Below are 19,386 nucleotides of genomic sequence, written 5' to 3' on the forward strand. Positions count from 1 at the left end.
AAATGTTAATTGTCTATGTAACAAACTTACATCACTTGCGTAATTTTTAAATTAAAGCTTACTTAAAGTGAATACCTAAGCAATAGTATAGGATATAGACGCTACACTATATTTTCAAGTGTAGCCGGTACTGTCGAGCAAAACTGTTACTAAAAGTATATAATACCGCGCCCTGCGCCCGGATCAACGCTTTTAGCGCAAACACAGCAGTGGCTGCCATAACATTGGCATAATAATATTTTGTATTTGTTCATGCTATTCATAGAATGTCAGTTTGTAGAAGAAGGCTGGTTCAGCTCATCCATAGTGAATGATTTTTGACGGCTGCGTAATTTGTCGCGCAAGTATTTAACGTTATCATTTATGATGGTATTGCCGTTATTTGTCCATGCGCGGCGCACATAGTTAAGTACCTGTACCAGGTCTTCATCAGTGTACTCTTTGTTATCGGCAAAGCCCGGCATTTCACCTGCAATTTCGGGTGCCTGGTACAAATGTCCTTTTACTTTTACCGGGCCGGTAAGCCCTTTTAGTAAGATTGAAATAAGCACATCCTTGCTTCCGTTTACAATCTCCGAACCGTTAAGCGGCGGTGCCAATGAGGCTATGCCATTTCCGTCGTCGCCATGGCAGGTTTTACATATCGTTTGATACATAATTGCGCCGCGAGGATACTTTTTGGCAAGCAATACAGGGTCGTTACTATATTTAGCGTCTTCAATAGCTGTAATAATACGGCTCAAACGTTTATGTATCGCTGCGTTTGTATCGGGTACAAGTGCAGATATTTCTTTTTTAAAGGAATATTCGTTGTCAGTCAACCCTGAAATTACAGCATCGGTCACAAAAACATTACCCGGATACTTTTTAGCCAGCGCTGTTTGCAACTTAAGCGCGGCCAGAGTATCAAACGCTTTTATTCGCGTGGCTATGAAAGCAATGTATGGCGCAGCAAGCTCATCATTAGTAGCTATTACTTTAGATAATGCGCCGCTTATGGTTTTATAATTTTGATTATTAATAACCGTGGGTAGTACCGCAAGAGCCTGCATACGTACAGGCCATAGCGAGTTCTGCAACAATGGCAATACGTCGGCCCTAGTAACGGCACCAAGGCCTTCCAGCGTCCATAGTGAGTGTATAAGTTGCCAGGTATTTTTGCTGCTTTTTATTGTACTTTTTAAAACCGGTATCACCTGTGTTGCCTTGCCGTCAACAAGCAACTGCTGTGCTTTGTCGCGCACATAACCATTGGAGTTGCCCAATAAAGCCACCAACTTAAATGGATTACCCGGAAATTTTACGTTTTTTAGTTTGCTGCCAACAGGATAAACCTTGTATATGCGTCCGCAGTTTAGCGGCTTATCCAGCTTGCGTTTACCTATTTCATGTTTCAAATATGGTGTAAGATATACTTTATGCTGAATAATGCCCCGGTACATATCAACGATATACAATGCACCGTCCGGCCCATCGTATAAATTAACCGGCCTGAACCTTTCATCAACACTGGCCAAAAACTCTCTTCCCTCGTACGCTTCTCTGCCACGGGTTATGTTACCTTGTAAGGTGAGAAGGTTCCGCTTGATCAGGTTGGCCGACGGCTCGGCCACAAAGGCATTATCATTATACGCATCTCCGAATAAACCACCGCGGTACACCAATGGCCCGCAGGCGGCGGTAAAGTTAACCAAACGCAGGCTGTCGTTAAGCACGCCATCTATATATCCCCGGTTTACACCTGTAGTTGGCCTTAAGGGGAAAACACGGTTGTCAGGTACCACACTTTCTGAATAACCTGCCACATCGCGTTGATTTTTATTAGTAGCGCCTAATCCGGGCGAGAAAAAATCACCAAGCAAATTGGTTGAATTATCATTGAAATATAAGCGTCCAAGATTGTCCTGAGATATGCCCCACTGCCCGCGCCAATGTGTTTTTTCTATCAACCACTTATTGCCGCTTTTGCGGTAGCGCTTGTTAGAATTTGCGTTATATATCCAATTATCCAAAGCGCGGTATAATCCGTTGGCTGAATGTTCGGCATTACCGCCATCAGTGTATTTACTGTCTACCCTGGTTTTACTTACAGATTTATCGATTTTGAGTTTGTAGTACCAAAGGTTGGGCGGTTCAGCTACCAGTATGCCATTTTCTACAAGGCACAAGGCGCGCGGCATAACCAGCGAGTCTATCACCAGTTTGCCGGCATCCATAACACCGTCGTTATTTTTATCTTCAAGCAACACTATTTTTCCAACAGGCTGCTCTTCTCCATTACCTGCCGTATCAGGCATATACCCGTCCATTTGCAATACCCACAGCCGCCCTTTCTCGTCAAAATTCATGGCCACAGGAGCGCTTACCAATGGTTCGGCGGCAATTAATTTTATTTCGAAGCCGTCTTCAAGCTTCATTTTGCCAATAGTTTCTCCGGGCGGTACAACCGGAGAAATAGTTGTATCGACTACCGGCAAAGCAATTGTGTGTATTTTTTTATTAACGGTACATTCCAGCAAAATAAACACAACCATAACTGTCACCAAAAAATACACTTTCCTCATACACAATAATCTGCCTTTTAAACTAAAGCAAAACGTTTTTTTTAATAAAGGAATGATAAACCAGGTAGCAAATATATAAGTCCGCTTAATAAAAATAATATATTATAACCTGTAACCAAATGGCTCTGCGCTTTATATCAATCTATTAGTTCACCTACCATAGCGGAAAAGCGGAACCCATGGAACCGCCATGCCGCCCAAACCCAAAGCCGAGCTTACTGAATGTTTGGATACAAGATCAGAAACAATGTAGATAAGTTAGAGCTCCAAGCTTGAATACATAACGTGCAAATACCGCAGGTATTACCAAACAGGCCGCAATCAAAAAAAACAGTTAATGCTCCTTAGCAACGCGGATCTTTTTCATAATATCGATACAATTATTCAATCATTCTACCGGATCTGGCGATGACGGTTTGGCCGGGTCATAAACTGCTACGCATACCCTTGAATCGGCTGCCCCATAATAGAGATACCATTTCTTTTTAAAGTAAACCAATCCTTCCAGAAATACTGTTCCAGCCGGATACTGGCCACTTTTTTCAAATGAGGCCATTGGTCTCATAAACGGCACATCCAATCTTTCCTTAAATTTCAAGGGGTTATTTTTATCAAACAATGCCTGGCCGGCGCAATAGCTGTTAAGTGTAAAGCGTGAATCACCTTCACCATTGCTTTTATTTTTGCCGTTATATAGTAAGACTATTCCCTTATCGGTTAATACCGCAGGCGGGCCACACTCGGTAAGCTCACTATCAAAGTATCCTTTGCGCGGCGAAAAAAGTGCTTTTAAGCTTCCATCGCTATTAACTACGGGTTTCCAGTCAACCAAATTAGTTGAGGTGGCGGCATAAACACTTAGCTCTCCCCAATACATCCAATATTTACCATTTATTTTGGCTACTACCTGTTTACCGTTAACGAGCTTGGTAATTATTGATGCCGATTTATGCGGGATGTTAACAAACTTGCCTTTATAGGCGTCTTCAAAAATGGGGCCGTGTTTAACCCAGTTCTTAAGATCTTTTGATGTTGCTACACCAAGCCTTGGCGTGTGCCGGTTCCACTGAGTATAAAAAACAACATAGGTACCATTTGCCGTTAAAGCCACACGCGGGTCTTCACAGCCTCCGGGCCATTCATATTTCTTTTGACTATCATTTCGCGGATAAAATACCGGCACCTTGCTGCGCGTAAAATTCAAGCCGTCGGTACTTGCGGCATATCCCAGGCGTGAGGTACGGTAGCCTATTCCTACTCCTGATTTATCTTCAGAACGGTACAACACAACTATCTTTCCGTTATTTACAGCAGCTCCCGGATTAAAAGTATCGTTTGATTCCCATCCAACATATTGCTTTAAAACCGGATCAAAAAACCGGGTAGTAGTATCCGGCGAAATAATAGGGTTGATATTGGCCGGCCGTTCAAAGCCACCCAAAGCCCAGTCAGGTAAACGGCCCGTTGCGGTTTGGGCAAAAACGTGACTGCCCGCCAGCAATAATAAAAACGCGAGCTTAAATTTTATAAGTTGTTCTTTCATTTATAAGAAAATTAGAAGGTTAATCAGGCTTTTCCATAGTGTAAATAGATAAAACTTCAGCATCAGATAATGCTTTGTTATAGAAACGAATGTCGTCCAGATCACCCTTAAAGTAAGCCGCTCCCCAGTAATAAAACGGACTGGTTTGATCAGTAAAGTTCAGTATGCTTTTGGGCAGGCTTTGACCGATAACCAGGTTGACAGGCGTACTCAGCGTTACCGGAGTACCGGTAACCGGGACGGTTTTAACCAGCTTATCATTTATGTAAAACTTCATGGTGCCGTTGGTGTACGAAACGGTTGCAAATGTCCATGCGTTTTCAGGTATTACACCCGGATTGCTATCAACATCCTTGTAGCCATTATCGGCATGTATGGTTAAAAATAAAAAGTTATTGCCCTGTAACTGAAATTTAAATCCGTTATAAGTATTGAGTGACAACATATAGTTGTCGGCAAAGGTCACCCTTCTGCGAATCCATAGGCTTATGGTAAATGCCTTTGGATTCAGATCAGCCGTAAAAGGTACTTCAACATAAGCGCCGTTATCAAATTCCAGCGCGCTGTTTTGTTCGTTGAAACGGTCGGCTATAAGCTTTGGCAAGGTTTTACCATCTACAGGCGCTGTGCCGGGACCGATAATCCCCGTCATGAAAGTACCATTATGCCCATTGCCCGAAACATCATCCGCATTGCCTGTAAACCGCCACTGTGCAATAAGATTATCTGCCGAAACATCCTGAATGATGCGTGATTGAAATGCTGTTATAGCACGGTTAAGATTAGCTGTGGCATTATTTACTTCGCGCTGGTTATAGGTACCGTTATCTTTTACTAATGTTGCCAAATCAATAGCTTTTTTAAATTCGGCTTTTGACCCAACCGCGTAATTACCTGCCATTTTTCCTTCTACTGCTTCAGTGTAAAGTTCATTAGCTGATGCGATGGCTTCAGTAATATCGGTTACACTGCCTGGTATACTATCTTTTTTATCTTCCTTTTTACAGGCCGACAATATGGTTAGTAAGGCGATTACATAAACAGTCTTACTCAAAGTGTTTTTTAACGTTTTCATTGTTTGTCAATTTATCTTCCTAACAATTTGTTGGTTTGCCGCTCACTTTCAGGTATCGGAAAAAACTTGTTCTGTTCGTAGTTAAAATTTGGGATATCCCTCAGCGCGTTAGTCGCATATGCACTTCCGTATCTGATGATGTCAAAAAAACGCCCGAATTCCAGCGCCAGTTCTGAACGGCGTTCCCTGCGGATAATCGCTCTGAGATCGGCCTGATCTGTTGTTGTAATATCAGGTAGCAAGCCGGCTGGTATTGTACCATCACCAAGGCTTGTATCATATATGTAACTTTCCCGTGCACGCTTACGCACTTCATTCAGCGGAACCAATGCCTGGGCGCTTTTACCCGCTTCATTAAGTGCTTCGGCCTTTATAAGCAATACATCAGCAAAACGTAACACTTCAGTATTCAGGTCGGCATCACCTTTGGTAGAAACCGGAATTTCTGACAATGGCTGTATCTGCTTTTTGGTGAGATACCCGGTGGCTGTCCAACTTGGATCAAATGCCGAATCAAAATAAGGATGGCTTTCACGTGCAACAGTATAGTCCAGTCGGGGGTCTGCAACGCCATCAGGCGACTGTTCAAAATTATCAACCAGGCTTTGTGTCGGCTGAAAAAAACCATAACCATTAAGTGCTCCGCGGGGTGCAAAAGCCTGGTTTAAACCGCTTCCCTGTTTAGGGCTCAATCCTGCAACATGCTGTACAGCAAAAATAACTTCTGTATTATTCTCGGTTTTAGCGTTAAAATTATCGGTATACAGTTGTGTTAGCTGATAGCCCAGCGCTTCAACCTGTTCGGCAGTTATGGCTGCCTCATCATATTTTTTCTCAAATAGATAAGTTTTGGCAAGCAAGGCAAGCGCCGCGCCTTTGGTAGCCCGGCCCTGGTCGGCTCCTGTCCAGTTCGCTGGCAAGGCATCTGCGGCTTCATTGCAATCCTTTTCAATCTGAGCATATATCTGCGTTTGTGCAACGGCCGGCGACCCTAAATTATCTGCCGTAGCAACTTCCAGCCGTAACGGAATATCGCCGTAACAATTGGTTAATATAAAGTAATAGTAAGCCCTCAAAAATTTGGCCTGCCCTACAATGGTTGCCTTGTCAGCATCAGGTACCACTTGATTATCGGCAGTAAGCCCTTGTATCACAAAGTTCGCTTTTGATATGCCATCGTAGTAACGGCCCCATACCCCTTCAACGGCAGCATTACTGGTCAGGATATTAAAATTATTGATATCGTCGATATGCGCTTGGTCGCCGGGTAAGCCGCCTTTTACGGCATCGTCTGATGCCACGTCTGTTAAAACCCATAATTGGTTAGCAAAAGCGTCCCCAAAGTTTAAAGGCACATACGCCGCGTTAACAGCGGCTTTGGCATTCGCAAGTGAATTAAAATACTTACTCGCCTCATAAGTTCCCAAAATAGGTTGATCGAGTACTTTATTACATCCCGCAACAGATAATAATGTTGCCAATATTATGTATATATATTTCTTAAACATGATCATACTGATTATTGATTAAAAATTCGCGTTAATACCAACAGTAATTGTGCGTGCTGATGGATAAGTTCCCCAATCTATACCCACCGCCCTTACACCATCTCCCAGCGAATTGCTGTTGGTATATATCTCAGGATCAATGCCGGTGTATTTGGTAATCGTGAATACATTCTGCGCGCTTACAAATACTCTTACAGAGGATAACCGGATGCTTTTCATCAAACGGTCGTTAAAAGAATAACCGAGTTGTACATTTTTTAAACGCAGGTACGAGCCACTTTCCAGGAACCGGGTTGAAGGCCGTTTATTGTTTGTTGCGCCATTCCATGACAAGCGGGGAAACTCATTAGTAGAGCCTTCGCCGCTCCAACTTTGCGTGGCTACCCTCTCGGTAATATTAAAAGCCCGGTAAAAGCCCTCAATGTCTGTATTAACCTGGTTATACAAACTATTACCGTGAACACCCTGGAAGAACAGGCTTAGATTGAACCCACCATACGAAAGGTTAGCCGTTAAACCATAAGTAAGTTTAGGTATCGGGCTGCCGGCATAAGTACGGTCAAATTCATCTATTACCCCATCCGGCGTACCGTCCGGACCACTGATATCTTTAAATTTTACGTCACCCGGCTGAATACCCGGCCCCTGATAAGCATGGGTAAATACTTCCTGTTCATTTTGAAATATCCCCTCCTGCTGTAATAGATAAAATGATCCTACCGGGTGCCCTACAGCGGTACGGGTAGCGTAATAATTATTATCAATACGGCCGCCAACAAGGGGTGAACCACCGGCAAGAGAAGTTACCTCGTTCTTGTTAGTGGTAAGATTACCTATTAGTTCATACCTGAATTTTTGTTTAGCAGGGCTTCGGTAGTTAAGCTCGAACTCAAAACCATGATTGCGCATTTTACCGGCATTGACAAAAGCGCTCGCGGCACCTCCGGTACTGGATGGTTGCGCCGGCTGTAAAAGCATACCCGATGTGTTTTTAACGTAGTAATCGGCGGTTATATTTAAGGCATTATCAAATAAACCAAGATCAATACCAACATCAGTTTGTGTACTGGTTTCCCAGCGTACATTTGGGTTACCTAATGTATTTATGGAATAACCCGCATTGCCGGTTCCGCCGAAGGGATAATAGCCCGATGTATTTACCAGCGTGGCATAACTAAAATTGCCTATCTCTTGGTTACCCAACTGCCCTATGCCTGCCCTTAGTTTCAAGGCGCTTACAGGACCTGCATCTTTCATAAATTCTTCCTGATCAATACGCCAGCCTACCGAACCACCGTAAAAATTGCCATAGCGGTTGGATGGGCCAAGCCTTGATGAACCATCGCGCCTGAAATTAAATGTAGCCAGGTACTTACTATTATAGGTATAATTAACCCGCCCAAAAAACGACAGCAGCGCCCAGTGCGTTTGGTTACCCCCGTTTTGCTGGATACCTAAACCGTTATCAAGATACTGAAATACTTCGCCCTGATCAGAAAACAAGGTACGGGAAGCGCCTAACATACGGATTTCACTTTTTATAATCTCAGTACCGGCTAAAAAATTGAATACGTGTTTCTCAAGCGTCAGGTCATATATGGCAGTATTTGTCCAGTTATAATCAAACTGATTGGTGTTTGACTGGGCTAAACTATTGGGAGTATTCAAAAAGCGGTCGATACCCCAGGTTGCAAAAAACTGCTTATAATCAGTAATCAAAAAGTTGGTACCGAAGTCACTCCTTAGTTTTAGGTTCTTTACAGGCCGAACTTCGAGAAAGACATTTCCCAATACCGAATAATCATAAAAATTCCGGTTATAATTATCGGCAAAGCCCACCGGATTGAGGCCATCGCCAAAATACTCCGGATGCTCAGGAATATCAACAAATTGTCCGTTGGCATTGCGAATGGGTGTAGCCGGTGTACGGAACAACGCATACCGGAGAACACTTGCCCCAGGATTACCAGCACCAAAACCATCACCTGATGTTCCAACCTGGCGGTTCTTGGCATATCCGAGGTTGATGTTGGTACCTACGCTAACATATCTTGACAATTCACTGTTTATGCTTGTGCGCAAATTGAGCCGGTTAAACGAGGAATTTTTGATCAACCCGTTTTGCGTGAAATAATTTGCTGATATAATATATGTTGTATTCTCGCTACCGCCGCTTATTGAAGCCTGGGCATTACTTATCGGTGCCGGTCTTAATACCTCATTCTGCCAGTCAACATCGGGCAGCCCATCAATAACATCCTGCGGAATAGGAGTTCGTCCATCTGCAGCAGCTGCAATATTATAAGCAGTAACATACTGGCTTGTGTTAGCCATCTTAATTAAATGCTGGGAGGTTTGTACGCCTGTATAAGCGTTAATGTTTACCTTGGGTTTACCGCTTTTACCTTTTTTGGTGGTAATAATTACTACCCCGTTTGAAGCCCTTGCACCATAAATTGCGGCCGATGAAGCGTCTTTAAGTACACTTATCGTTTCAATATCATTAGGAGATATCTGATTTATACCATCCTTTGTTGGGATACCATCAATAACATATAAAGGATTGTTATCATTAATGGTACCAATACCCCGAATACGAACATTGATTCCATCTCCGGGCGCACCTGTTGACTGGGTGACGGTTACGCCTGCAGCCTTGCCTTGCAATATCTGATCGGCCCCGCCGACAGGCAGATTGGCAATATCGCTGCTTTTAATACTTGATACCGCACCGGTAAGATCAGCCTTTTTTTGGGTGGCATACCCTACCACCAATACTTCGGTAAGCACACTGTTTTCAGGTTGCAGCTTTATCACCAGCGCCTGTTCAGATAAAACGGTGACTGATTGCGATGTATAACCAATGCTTTTGATTTCCAGTACAGCACCCTGCGTAACCGATAACCTGAATTTTCCATTAATATCAGTGGCAACGCCCGTGGTAGTACCTTTAACCTGCACCGTTGCCCCAACAAGAGTTTCACCTGTTATTGCGTCACTTATAGTACCGGTAATCAATACGTTTTGTGCATAGCCACACAGGCATGTACAAAAAAGCAGGACTTGGCTGAATAATACAGCCCTCCAACAAAATAATTTTGTAAATTTCTTCATAATTAGATGGTATAATTGGTTTAAATGGCGGTTTTTGTGCCGCCGGAGATATAAGTTTTACACGAACAAATCTTTCATAGGCAGATATTTTTTACGTAAAAAACTGACAATAAATATATTAAAACAAGACCATGCCGAAAAAATGGGGGAAGAAATACGGCAGTTTATAATTGTATATCAAACCTACGTAAACTAAACTGGTTTAGCAACAATTTATTAATTCTGATAGCAGTATTAGTCGGGTAGTGATATGCTTGCCGCTGGTCACAGTCGGCATAGCTCACCTATGTAAATAATAGCCTACTGTCGCCCTATATACCGATGAACGGGTTTGATACAGTTTTAATACACAACGGTTAGATCTTGTACGGGTAGGCACTTGGGGCATCACTTTCCGGCAACTGTTGATACGCGTCAGTCAGTATATTCGAAAAATTACTTAGCTTTTAAAGGAGTGATGATTCCCTTCATCTTATAGAAGCTCCCATCTGGCAGTGTAGCATTGCTAAACAATATACCGTTCGCATGATCTTCAATATTGGTGACGGTCGCACTGTGTCCAGGCGAGGCCACGTGTTGTAATCCACCTGCTCAACTTAAAGGATATGATGGCAAATTGATAATAACGAACAGAGCTTTTAATAACACTGCCCTCGTGCTTGACCTAACTTGTTATATTAACAATGCATAAACATTCCGGACGTTGCCATCAACCTCAATCCGCTTAATTCTTGTTATTTTAATTATTTAACAACAAATGAAAAAACACCCGAAACAGAGGTATTGCCGCTTTTATCATGCGTAATAATTTGCCAATAGTAAGTTTTGGCAGTAGTTACGTCAACATCAAACTGATTTTGCGTTATATTGCTTTTAAATAAGGCCGGTGACGTTGATTCGCTCCAATATAAGTCATAGTGACTAATGTCATTGTCAACGTCTTTTCCGGTCCATACCAGGGTAACTTTTGCATTTGCAGCGTTTACTTTCTCGTTCATTTCAGGAGAAACAATTTCCGCGGGAAAAGGTGCATAGTTTACGACTGACGGACCGGAGTTATAAAACTTCCAGATATTGCTTGTCGCTGTGGCCGCATTGCCGGAAGCCCTTGATGTTACCGACCATGAAAAGGGTGTATTTCTGGATAGCGTCAATTGTACTTTAGTATCTGTTGTTTTAGCAGAAGTTGTTGTACCGTCCTTTAAGTTTTTTACGTTTACTTCATAGCTGTCTGTATTGGATGCAGCGGCCCATATCAACGTAATTTTACTTTCGGTATTTGAAATAACGTCTCCCTGTTCACACACTTCGTTATTAGCGGGTGATTTCAATTCAGCTTTGCCGGGCGCCACCGAGGCTTCATTTTTTTTTCCTTTACCGCAACCAACTATAATGAGGACAGTTAGTATAGTGTACAAACCCTTTTTCATTGCTTAATTACTTTATAAATGAATTTTTTATCACCAATTATTAAATGAACCACATACGTTCCGGTACCCAAGTTTGACATGTCGACGTCTATCACTCCAAACCGGTTTTCAAATACAGTTGACAACTGCTGTGCACCGCTGCTGATACTGTATATGTTAACAACAGCTTTTTCAACTTCATAACTGCCAAGATCTATATGCAATACATCCTGAACCGGATTGGGATATGGAATTGTATTGCCTGACAAATCGATAGAACGTTCAATACTGCCCTGGCATTGTTTCTCTGTGCTGACAGATAACTTATTTACAGTAAAGTTTTTTAAGGGCAGGGCTATATCGCTGCTTGTTGTGGTATACCGCGTTCCATTAAGGTCGATATAATATGTGTGGCCCCCACTTAATGCCAAATTCAATCGGGCCGATTTTGCATCAACCATGCTATAAACTGACAGATCTCCGGGCTCAGTAACCACCACCTCGAAGCATTGGCTGTAATCACTCAGCGACTTATCACGAATACAAACCCGATATGTGCCCGGCGATAAATTGCTGATAACGGCAGTGCTGTTGAATTCGTGGTTCTCGTTGATATGGTTGCCGGTCAAAAGCGCTACGTATTCAGCCTGATGGTTAGCTGTTATTGTTATTGACCCATTATTTTCATCTTTACAAGTGACACTGGCAACAGCTACCTTAAAATTATCAGCAGCCGGGGTAACACGTAAAATACCACTGGTGTAGCTAAAGAAATAATTTTTGTCGTCACCGTTACTTACACGTATTTCATATAAGCCTGCCGGCGATTGTTGATCAGCTATAACGGTTGCTACCGGCCGCTTTTGCAAACCAAACTCATCCTCTCCGGCAATAAAGCCTGCATACGTCAAAGTTAAATCGGGATTTGGTTTACCGAATGTCCGCGTTTGGCTGACGGCTGTTACCTCCAGTTTTTTCTTGTTAACAACCAACATCTGTTTCACCTCGGATGCCGTGTGATAAAGCGCATCACCGGCCTGTGACGCTGTTATAGTGGCCGTACCGGCACTCACAATATGCAACTTATTGTTTACTACCGTAACTATTCCGGGATTGTCAACCTTATAAGTGATCGGAAAATCAGGGTTGTTGCTGGTTGCTGATAGTTCAAGGTCACTATCACCATAAGTAACTGCCGGTAATTCGGCAAAGGTCAATTTAAGGTTTATAATGATTGTTACATCAGCTAATATACCTGTTCCCCCGAGGCTTTTAACAGACAAGTCTCCCTTTACACCGGTGAAGGCAGCAACGATTTCCTTGTCTGACTTAACATCAAAGGATAATGCTTTGACGTTTCCGATGACCACATCGGTAACGCCTGTAAAATGCTCGCCGGTTATGGTAATAGAACCGCTGGCATCCGCCGCAGGCATGGCTGCGGCAATAAGCGGCGCCTTAACAAATGTAAAACTTGGCAATGACGCATTGCCATTTGGTGTTGCAATCGCAATTAGTCCGCTGGAGCCTTCGCCCACTACCGCGATGATCGTGTCGGCGGATATTACCTTGAATGATGCGGCTGGCTTGCTGCCAAATGTAACCAGAGAGGTACCGTCAAAGTGTTTACCAACAATAGTGATTTCAGCCCCTTTGCCGGCAGTTAAAGGGTTTGCCGATATAATTTGAGGTGAAATAGCCGGGCCATTATGCGCAATAACTAATTTTTTATTTTTCACATCTGAAAAAATCAGGTCTGTTCGCCCGTCGCCATCAATATCGCTTGCAGAGGTTTTGTACGGATCATCGTTAGATATTTTACCTACAATAGATAAAGGTGATGCCATCGCAATATTGCCTGAAGTAGACTGATTCCGGTAAAAATTAACCCCCTTATAATTTGACGATAACAGATCAATCTTACCGTCACCATCCATGTCAGTAGCAAATAAAGGAGGTATCAACGCTCCGTTATTTAATTTTTGCGTACCGCCGAACGAGGATTGATCCAAAGCCCCGCTTTCTGAGATGTTACGTGAGATCAGGGAGTAGCTATCCCAAGTGTTTCCTTCCAACAGGTCCGGTTTGCCATCTCCGTCAAGATCGGCAGCTATCAAATAGTCCGGCTCCAGGTTATAACCGGAATGGCTGAGAGAAGTGTGCACAAAGTCAAAAGCCGCAAGGCTTCCTGGTACAGATTCATTTTTAAACAATTCTGAGGCGCCGTATGAACTATTTCTGATCGCATCCGGTTTATTATCACCATTAAAATCGGTTATTGCAATGGAATTACCCCCTCCTGATATTGGCAGATAAACATATGGCCCGAATGATATATCGGTTCCTGTGCTGGTATTCGGATAAAACAACGGCGCACCAACACCTGCTACAAGGTCGGGGCGGCCATCCATGTCCATATCCCGTAATTGTCTTAATCCGTCTTGTCCATCCAGATACTCGAGTGTCTTTTGTTTAAAAGATAAGGTTTTTCCTACTGATGTATTTTGTAAAAGAACGACACTTGGTGTTGCACCCAGCAATATATCTTTTTTCCCATCGCCGTCTATATCTCCAACTACTGCCGAAAGTATTTGCCTGCCGTTTTCCAATTCGATTTTTTCTAAGAATGAAGATTTTGACAAGGCTTTATCATTGCCGTATTTCAGGATGCGCACGGAATCACCATCCACAATCAGCATATCTATATTTCCATCATCATCAAAATCATTAAACACATAACTAATAGGATACGAGTTAAACGCAACTTCGGTTTTATTTGAAAAGCTCACCTTTCCGCTGGTGTTGGTCACCATAAAAGGCAAGTTTGATATCGCCGTTAAACGCGTCGCTGTATTGGTAACTGTGAACTGATTTGTACCACCGCCCTGTACAATAACTTCCAGGCGTGTCTTGGTTGCATTTTTAACCATCGCTTTCAAAGGGCCGAAATAGACAATGTTTTTGTCGGGATCGGGGTTAAAATGATCACCATTGATAATTACTGTACTACCGGAAGGACCCGAAGCTGGGCTGAAAGACAGGACAGCCGGCGGCTCGTTATACAGATACCCGCGAAATGTTGCAGTTCCTCCGGCTGCCTTAACCGATATCAGGCCGGTTGCGCCATTGCCGGGCTTTGCCGTAATTATGGTATCGGCTGTAACCTGAAATGATTTCACGTTTACGCCTCCAAAACTCACACCAGCTACTTGAGTGAAATTTGTGCCTAATATGGTGACGGTTGCATCCTGCCCGTCGCCGGTTTTGGTAAAAGATTTTATAACGGGCTCCGGTATAAACATAAAGCCAGGCAGATTGGCCGTACCACCCGGCCCAATAACTTCAATGTCTCCTGAAGCAGCATATATCGGCTGCGCCGTAATAGTTGTAGCAGAAACAATAGTAAAGTTTACATTGTGTTTGCCAAACTTTACCTCGGTAATATCTGTAAGATTTTTCCCTGTGATAGTAACCGTTGTTTCGGCATTGGCTGCCATAGGGGTGGCGGACAGGATTGCCGGGGCCGGATACCATGTGAAGCCGTTAATTTCGGCAACACCCGCAATGGTTTTCAGCGTAAGTTTCCCGGTAGAACCTGTGCCTGCTTTTACAGTAACAAGATTATTTTCAACTGTTAAAATTGTAGCCGGTGTCATTCCCAATGTCACTTCTGATGTTGTAAGCAAATTGGTTCCGCTGATCCGAATTATGGTTCCTTCTCCTCCATTTTCAGGAGTGATACCGTAAATATACGGCTGGTTTAAAAATGTAAAGCCAGATTGAACCGCATACCCGTCAGAACCATTGACTATTACGTTTCCACTTGAACCATTACCTATAACGGCTTCTATCTTCTTTGCTGAAATTATTTTAAATGAAGAAGCCTCAGTGCCGCCGAACGATACAGATTTTATCCCTTCAAGATTTTCGCCATTAATAGTTATTGTTTGTCCTGTCGCCGCTATGGCCGGCTCTATAGACGTTATATTAGGACTGGTATAAGTAAACCCGGCAATACCGGCCGTACCGCCTACCGTAGAAACAACTACGTCGCCGCTGGCTCCCTGTCCTACAAATGCCCTTATTGTGGTTGGTGAAGTTGCGTAAAAATAGGATGCGGGCGTTTTGCCAAACGTGACACCTGTTACACCAATAAAATTGGTTCCGGTTATGATGACTTCCTTTCCTGCACTTTGCGCATTCGGCGAAATAGCGCTGACAGTTGGTTCTGACACCCATATAAATCCGGGTTGCTTATCACTGCCCAGTGGAGTTGTGACCACAATATCACCTGAACTTCCCTCTGTCGGAGTGGCCATAATGGTGGTTGCGGAAATCACTGTAAATGAAGTCGCCGGTTTACCGCCAAAAGTGACGGATGTAGTACCTGTAAAATTGTATCCGCTTATGGTGATGGGCGTATTTAACAGCGGCCCTGCATAATTACGATCGTAGTAATTAATATAAGGACCTTCGTGTACAAATCCCGGTGCGAATGATTTACCCGAAGGGGTGGTTACACTAACATAGCCCATGCGTCCGTTACCTACTATTGCTTGAATTTCTGTAGGTGAAATCACGGTAAATGAGGTTGCCGGAACACCCCCAAAATCTACTCCGGTAGCACCTGCAAAGTTTAATCCCTTTATAATAACTGTTTGCCCGATGCCCGCATTGGTTGGAGAAAACGATGTGATAGCCGGCCCCGAATGAGTAAACCCAGGTAAGCTTGCTGTACCACCTTCAGATTGCACGCTGACATAACCGCTGCTGCCATACCCAAGGGTAGCTTCTATAGTAGTTGCTGATATTACTTTAAATGTAGCGTCTACGCCTCCAAATAAAACCCTGTCAACATCAGTTAAGTTAACTCCGGATATTGTTATCTTATCACCTGCAGCGCCGGTACTTGGTGAAAAAGAACTGATTTGAGGAGACGGCACTACAATGAATCCCGGATATATTGCCGTTCCACCCGATGTAGTTACGATCAAATCTCCGGATACGGAACCGGGACCTACATTTGCATAAATCTGATACTCATTACCATAAGTAATTATAGCGGGAGCGCCACCAATACTTACTTTTGCTCCGTTAAGACGCTCACCATAAATATATAATGGCGAATTAACAGAGCCTTTCATTGGCGAAACCTGACTGATGACCGGTGGTTTAACAAACGTAAAATAACTGTATGCCCCCGTTCCAGCCTTTGTTGTTACGGTTACACCATCACCTGAGTTGGGTGCTACCACTGCTGTAAGTTGAGTTGTTGAGATTATTTTAAATGAAGCGGCTTCTTTACCGCCGAATTTGACTGATGTAGCATCACTAAAATTACTGCCATTAATCGTCACTGTAACACCCGCACCTGCATTTGCAGGTGATACATTTGTGATTTCCGGCTTACTGATATAGGTAAAGCCGGATAGTTCGCCTACGCCACTTGGAGCAAAAACATATACACTCCCCGTCCCGCCACCGCTGACGGTAGCTTCAATTTGGGTAGAAGAAATTATTTTAAAATCAGCATAAGTACCAGCAAACGAAACATACTGCGCGTTGGCAAAGCCAGTCCCGTTAATAGTTATTTTAGAACCGGACCATCCGGACAAAGGGTAAAAGGATGTAACGCTAGGGGGTGGAATGATGGTAAAACCACCGGTCTTGGCTTTACCATATGCGTTAGTAACCGTAACTTCACCGCTGGCGGCGCCTTGAGGCACATATGCAGTTAACTTTGTAGCTGTTTGCAGATAAAATTCCGCCGATTTCCCTCCGATGGTCACTTCGGTTGTACCGGTAAAGTATTTTCCAGTTATGGTAATGATATCTCCGGGGTAAGAAGATACGGGAGAAAATGACTGAATTACCGGCGCATCATCAGAAGTAGTTACCTCCAGATTGATCACCGCTGAACTCATGCCATATTCATTTGATGCGGTAATCTTATAGCTTCGGCCAATTGCGGTTTCTGCTGGCGTACCGCTAATGGTACCGTCCGCGGCAAGTTTCAATCCGGCGGGCAAAGCCGGGGTAACAGCGTATCCGGTTGTGAGCATTTTATAAAAGCCACGGCCATAATACGCCGTGTAGGCATATGTAATGATTTGGTCATTTTGATCAAAAACTGCTTTTATAAAGTCTGCATCAATTGGTGTTCCCTGGTCATTGTAATAAGGTTTTGCTATGGTATGAACGTCACCATCAGGATACACGATCCGCAATACATCTTCTGATTCAATCACAATCAACCGCCCTTTAGAATCAACTTTTACAACTCTTGGGGTATAGAATGAAGCACCGGTTCCTTTACCATCAATACTAGCCGCTTTTTTAGATCCGGCCAGGGTCGTTACAACACCAAACGGGGTAATTTTTCTAATGAGGTTATTTCCCGAATCTGCAACATAGACGTTACCATCTTTGTCAACAGCCAATGATTCTGCTGCATAGAATGATGCCTCGGCTCCTGTGCCGTTGATTGAACCCTCACCATACCTACCGGCCAGTAACGATATTGTTCCATCCCTTGTAATACGTATAATCCGTCCGCTTTCCGCTACATAAAGCATCCCATCTTTGTCTGCTGCAATACCAGTAGGTGCACGCAGGCCGCTGGCAATAGTGGTGACAACACCTTCCGGTGTTATTTTCCGCACTCTTGAATTCGCAAAATCTCTGTAATTGGTTTCTGTTACATACAGGTTGCCAGCCGCATCGTTTGCAATGCCGTTCAACGTACTGAATCTTGCCTTAGCACCGGCACCATCGGCGTAACCGCTTTCGGAACCTCCGGCTACAATGCTTGTAGATCCATCTGTCTTTATGCGCAGTACTGCATACAAGCCAATGCCATACATATCACCTGATGGTAGCCGGATGAAGTTATCCAAATACGCTTCCGTTGGTAAAACATTGCTGATTTGGGGGTATAACTTGGCTGGTATAATGCCGCCTGTATTAGTTACTTTAACAGGGGAAACAGGCTTGCTTACGTAAAAGGTTAGTGAATTTGGGTAGCTTATATTGGGCTTTTGCGCAAATATGTTCACTTTAAGAAAAACAAAAATCAGCGCAGTACAGAATAAAAGTTTAGTCATTATTATAGGTTCAGGCTTCGCACCTTATTTATGGGCGTATAAATATAAAGAAACTTAATTAAATGCTAAAAACAGGTTGTAAGTTAACCTGTGGCATAAAAGTATTTGAGATAATCAGAACGGCTTCATCTCGCATAGGTTACATAACCGCTTTTCGGTAATTTAAAAGGGTAAAAATTACTTAAAAGCACGCACCACTAAAAACATCGAATAAACGACACAACTATAGTGAGGTGATTATTTTGCGCTGCTATTTGCCGATACAGAAGTAAATTTATACTGGAAATCAATAGTTATTCGATTCCAGTAACAAATGAGTAACAAAAACAAACAACAAATTCAACACATTGACTAACAGAACTTTGCCACTAATAGAAAGTGCAACCAGTTTTTAATATGCTAATATACTCATACGTTCATCCCCCATGAGCATAAACCGCCCGGCCATCGAAGCCAGAATTTCTTCAGCAGTATGGACCTCGCCGCCGCTTTTCAGCGCGTTCAGCTCATAATCCAACTGATCGCAGCCATCAAAATACAGTCGATCCGGCTGAGCAAAACAGCTGTCGTTTGCATCAAACCCCGCTGCCGGATATAGTCGCCCGTTTTAAAAGATGAGGGCACCCGCGTAACCGATTTTGCCAGTCCCTCATCCCCCTCAATCAGGTTCACCAAATACGCGACCGTGCTGCCCGCGCCCAGCCCAATAATCTGCCACGGTTCGATCAATGTAAAAGCTGCCTTAGCAGCTTCCAGTTTAAAATCACTTACAGCGTGAATGTAAACAATTAGGTTTGCCAGACCACATTCGGCTCATCAATCCTAATACTAACTACTTATAATTTACATAAGTAATACTTACGAAATACATAACAATTACTTACAATTTACATAGCAGTGCAACATCCTCTCCCCTATATCGATACATACTATATGCGGAATATTCCGCTTCGTAATGGTCTGTTTTGTAAAAAAATGCCCTGGCATAAACGCCGGGGCATAAAGATATGTCACTGTCCAAACAATCACCTCCCGGCAATTATCGAGTTCTCGGCGCAACGGGTGCCGCC

At 43.3% G+C, this 19,386-nt stretch carries 10 protein-coding genes; all 10 read right to left on the minus strand.

Features of this window, described 5'->3' with window-relative positions:
• Window positions 1-269: 269 nt before the first annotated feature.
• Complete coding sequence (locus EOD41_RS11870; RefSeq protein ID WP_127705101.1) at window positions 270-2,564, minus strand: DUF7133 domain-containing protein; 2,295 nt, start codon at window positions 2,562-2,564, stop codon at window positions 270-272.
• Window positions 2,565-2,952: 388 nt separating this feature from the next.
• On the minus strand, window positions 2,953-4,107 hold the full coding sequence (locus EOD41_RS11875) for a glycoside hydrolase family 130 protein (protein ID WP_127705103.1): 1,155 nt from the start codon (window positions 4,105-4,107) through the stop codon (window positions 2,953-2,955).
• A 19-nt stretch (window positions 4,108-4,126) separates the two neighbouring features.
• Entirely contained in the window at window positions 4,127-5,182 is a 1,056-nt protein-coding gene (locus EOD41_RS11880; RefSeq protein WP_127705105.1) for a LamG domain-containing protein, read from the minus strand.
• Window positions 5,183-5,193: 11 nt separating this feature from the next.
• Window positions 5,194-6,663, minus strand: coding sequence for a RagB/SusD family nutrient uptake outer membrane protein (locus EOD41_RS11885; RefSeq protein WP_164849926.1), 1,470 nt, complete (start codon window positions 6,661-6,663; stop codon window positions 5,194-5,196).
• Between the two features lie 45 nt (window positions 6,664-6,708).
• The gene (locus EOD41_RS11890; protein ID WP_127705109.1) at window positions 6,709-9,804 is read right to left on the minus strand and encodes a SusC/RagA family TonB-linked outer membrane protein; all 3,096 of its coding nucleotides are present in this window, start codon (window positions 9,802-9,804) and stop codon (window positions 6,709-6,711) included.
• 435 nt (window positions 9,805-10,239) lie between these two features.
• Window positions 10,240-10,377, minus strand: coding sequence for a MoaF-related domain-containing protein (locus EOD41_RS21250; protein WP_394342467.1), 138 nt, complete (start codon window positions 10,375-10,377; stop codon window positions 10,240-10,242).
• A gap of 170 nt (window positions 10,378-10,547) precedes the next feature.
• On the minus strand, window positions 10,548-11,234 hold the full coding sequence (locus tag EOD41_RS11895; protein WP_127705111.1) for a hypothetical protein: 687 nt from the start codon (window positions 11,232-11,234) through the stop codon (window positions 10,548-10,550).
• Complete coding sequence (locus EOD41_RS11900; protein WP_127705113.1) at window positions 11,231-18,316, minus strand: IPT/TIG domain-containing protein; 7,086 nt, start codon at window positions 18,314-18,316, stop codon at window positions 11,231-11,233. Before EOD41_RS11900 ends, EOD41_RS11895 begins: the two co-directional genes overlap by 4 nt.
• Before the next feature lie 391 nt (window positions 18,317-18,707).
• Entirely contained in the window at window positions 18,708-18,833 is a 126-nt protein-coding gene (locus tag EOD41_RS21255; RefSeq protein ID WP_164849927.1) for a hypothetical protein, read from the minus strand.
• Window positions 18,818-19,045, minus strand: a complete 228-nt coding sequence (locus EOD41_RS11910) for a sugar phosphate isomerase family (protein WP_127705115.1) — start codon at window positions 19,043-19,045, stop codon at window positions 18,818-18,820. Before EOD41_RS11910 ends, EOD41_RS21255 begins: the two co-directional genes overlap by 16 nt.
• Window positions 19,046-19,386: the final 341 nt, after the last annotated feature.

The organism is Mucilaginibacter limnophilus, assembly GCF_004005815.1.
GTDB lineage: Bacteria > Bacteroidota > Bacteroidia > Sphingobacteriales > Sphingobacteriaceae > Mucilaginibacter > Mucilaginibacter limnophilus.

Excerpts from the sequence above, each read along its gene's own strand:
- EOD41_RS11870 (WP_127705101.1), bottom strand. The coding sequence starts at position 2,564 with ATGAGGAAAGTGTATTTTTTGGTGACAGTTATGGTTGTGTTTATTTTG.
- EOD41_RS11900 (WP_127705113.1), bottom strand. The coding sequence starts at position 18,316 with ATGACTAAACTTTTATTCTGTACTGCGCTGATTTTTGTTTTTCTTAAA.
- EOD41_RS11875 (WP_127705103.1), bottom strand. The coding sequence starts at position 4,107 with ATGAAAGAACAACTTATAAAATTTAAGCTCGCGTTTTTATTATTGCTG.
- EOD41_RS11890 (WP_127705109.1), bottom strand. The coding sequence starts at position 9,804 with ATGAAGAAATTTACAAAATTATTTTGTTGGAGGGCTGTATTATTCAGC.
- EOD41_RS11880 (WP_127705105.1), bottom strand. The coding sequence starts at position 5,182 with ATGAAAACGTTAAAAAACACTTTGAGTAAGACTGTTTATGTAATCGCC.
- EOD41_RS11895 (WP_127705111.1), bottom strand. The coding sequence starts at position 11,234 with ATGAAAAAGGGTTTGTACACTATACTAACTGTCCTCATTATAGTTGGT.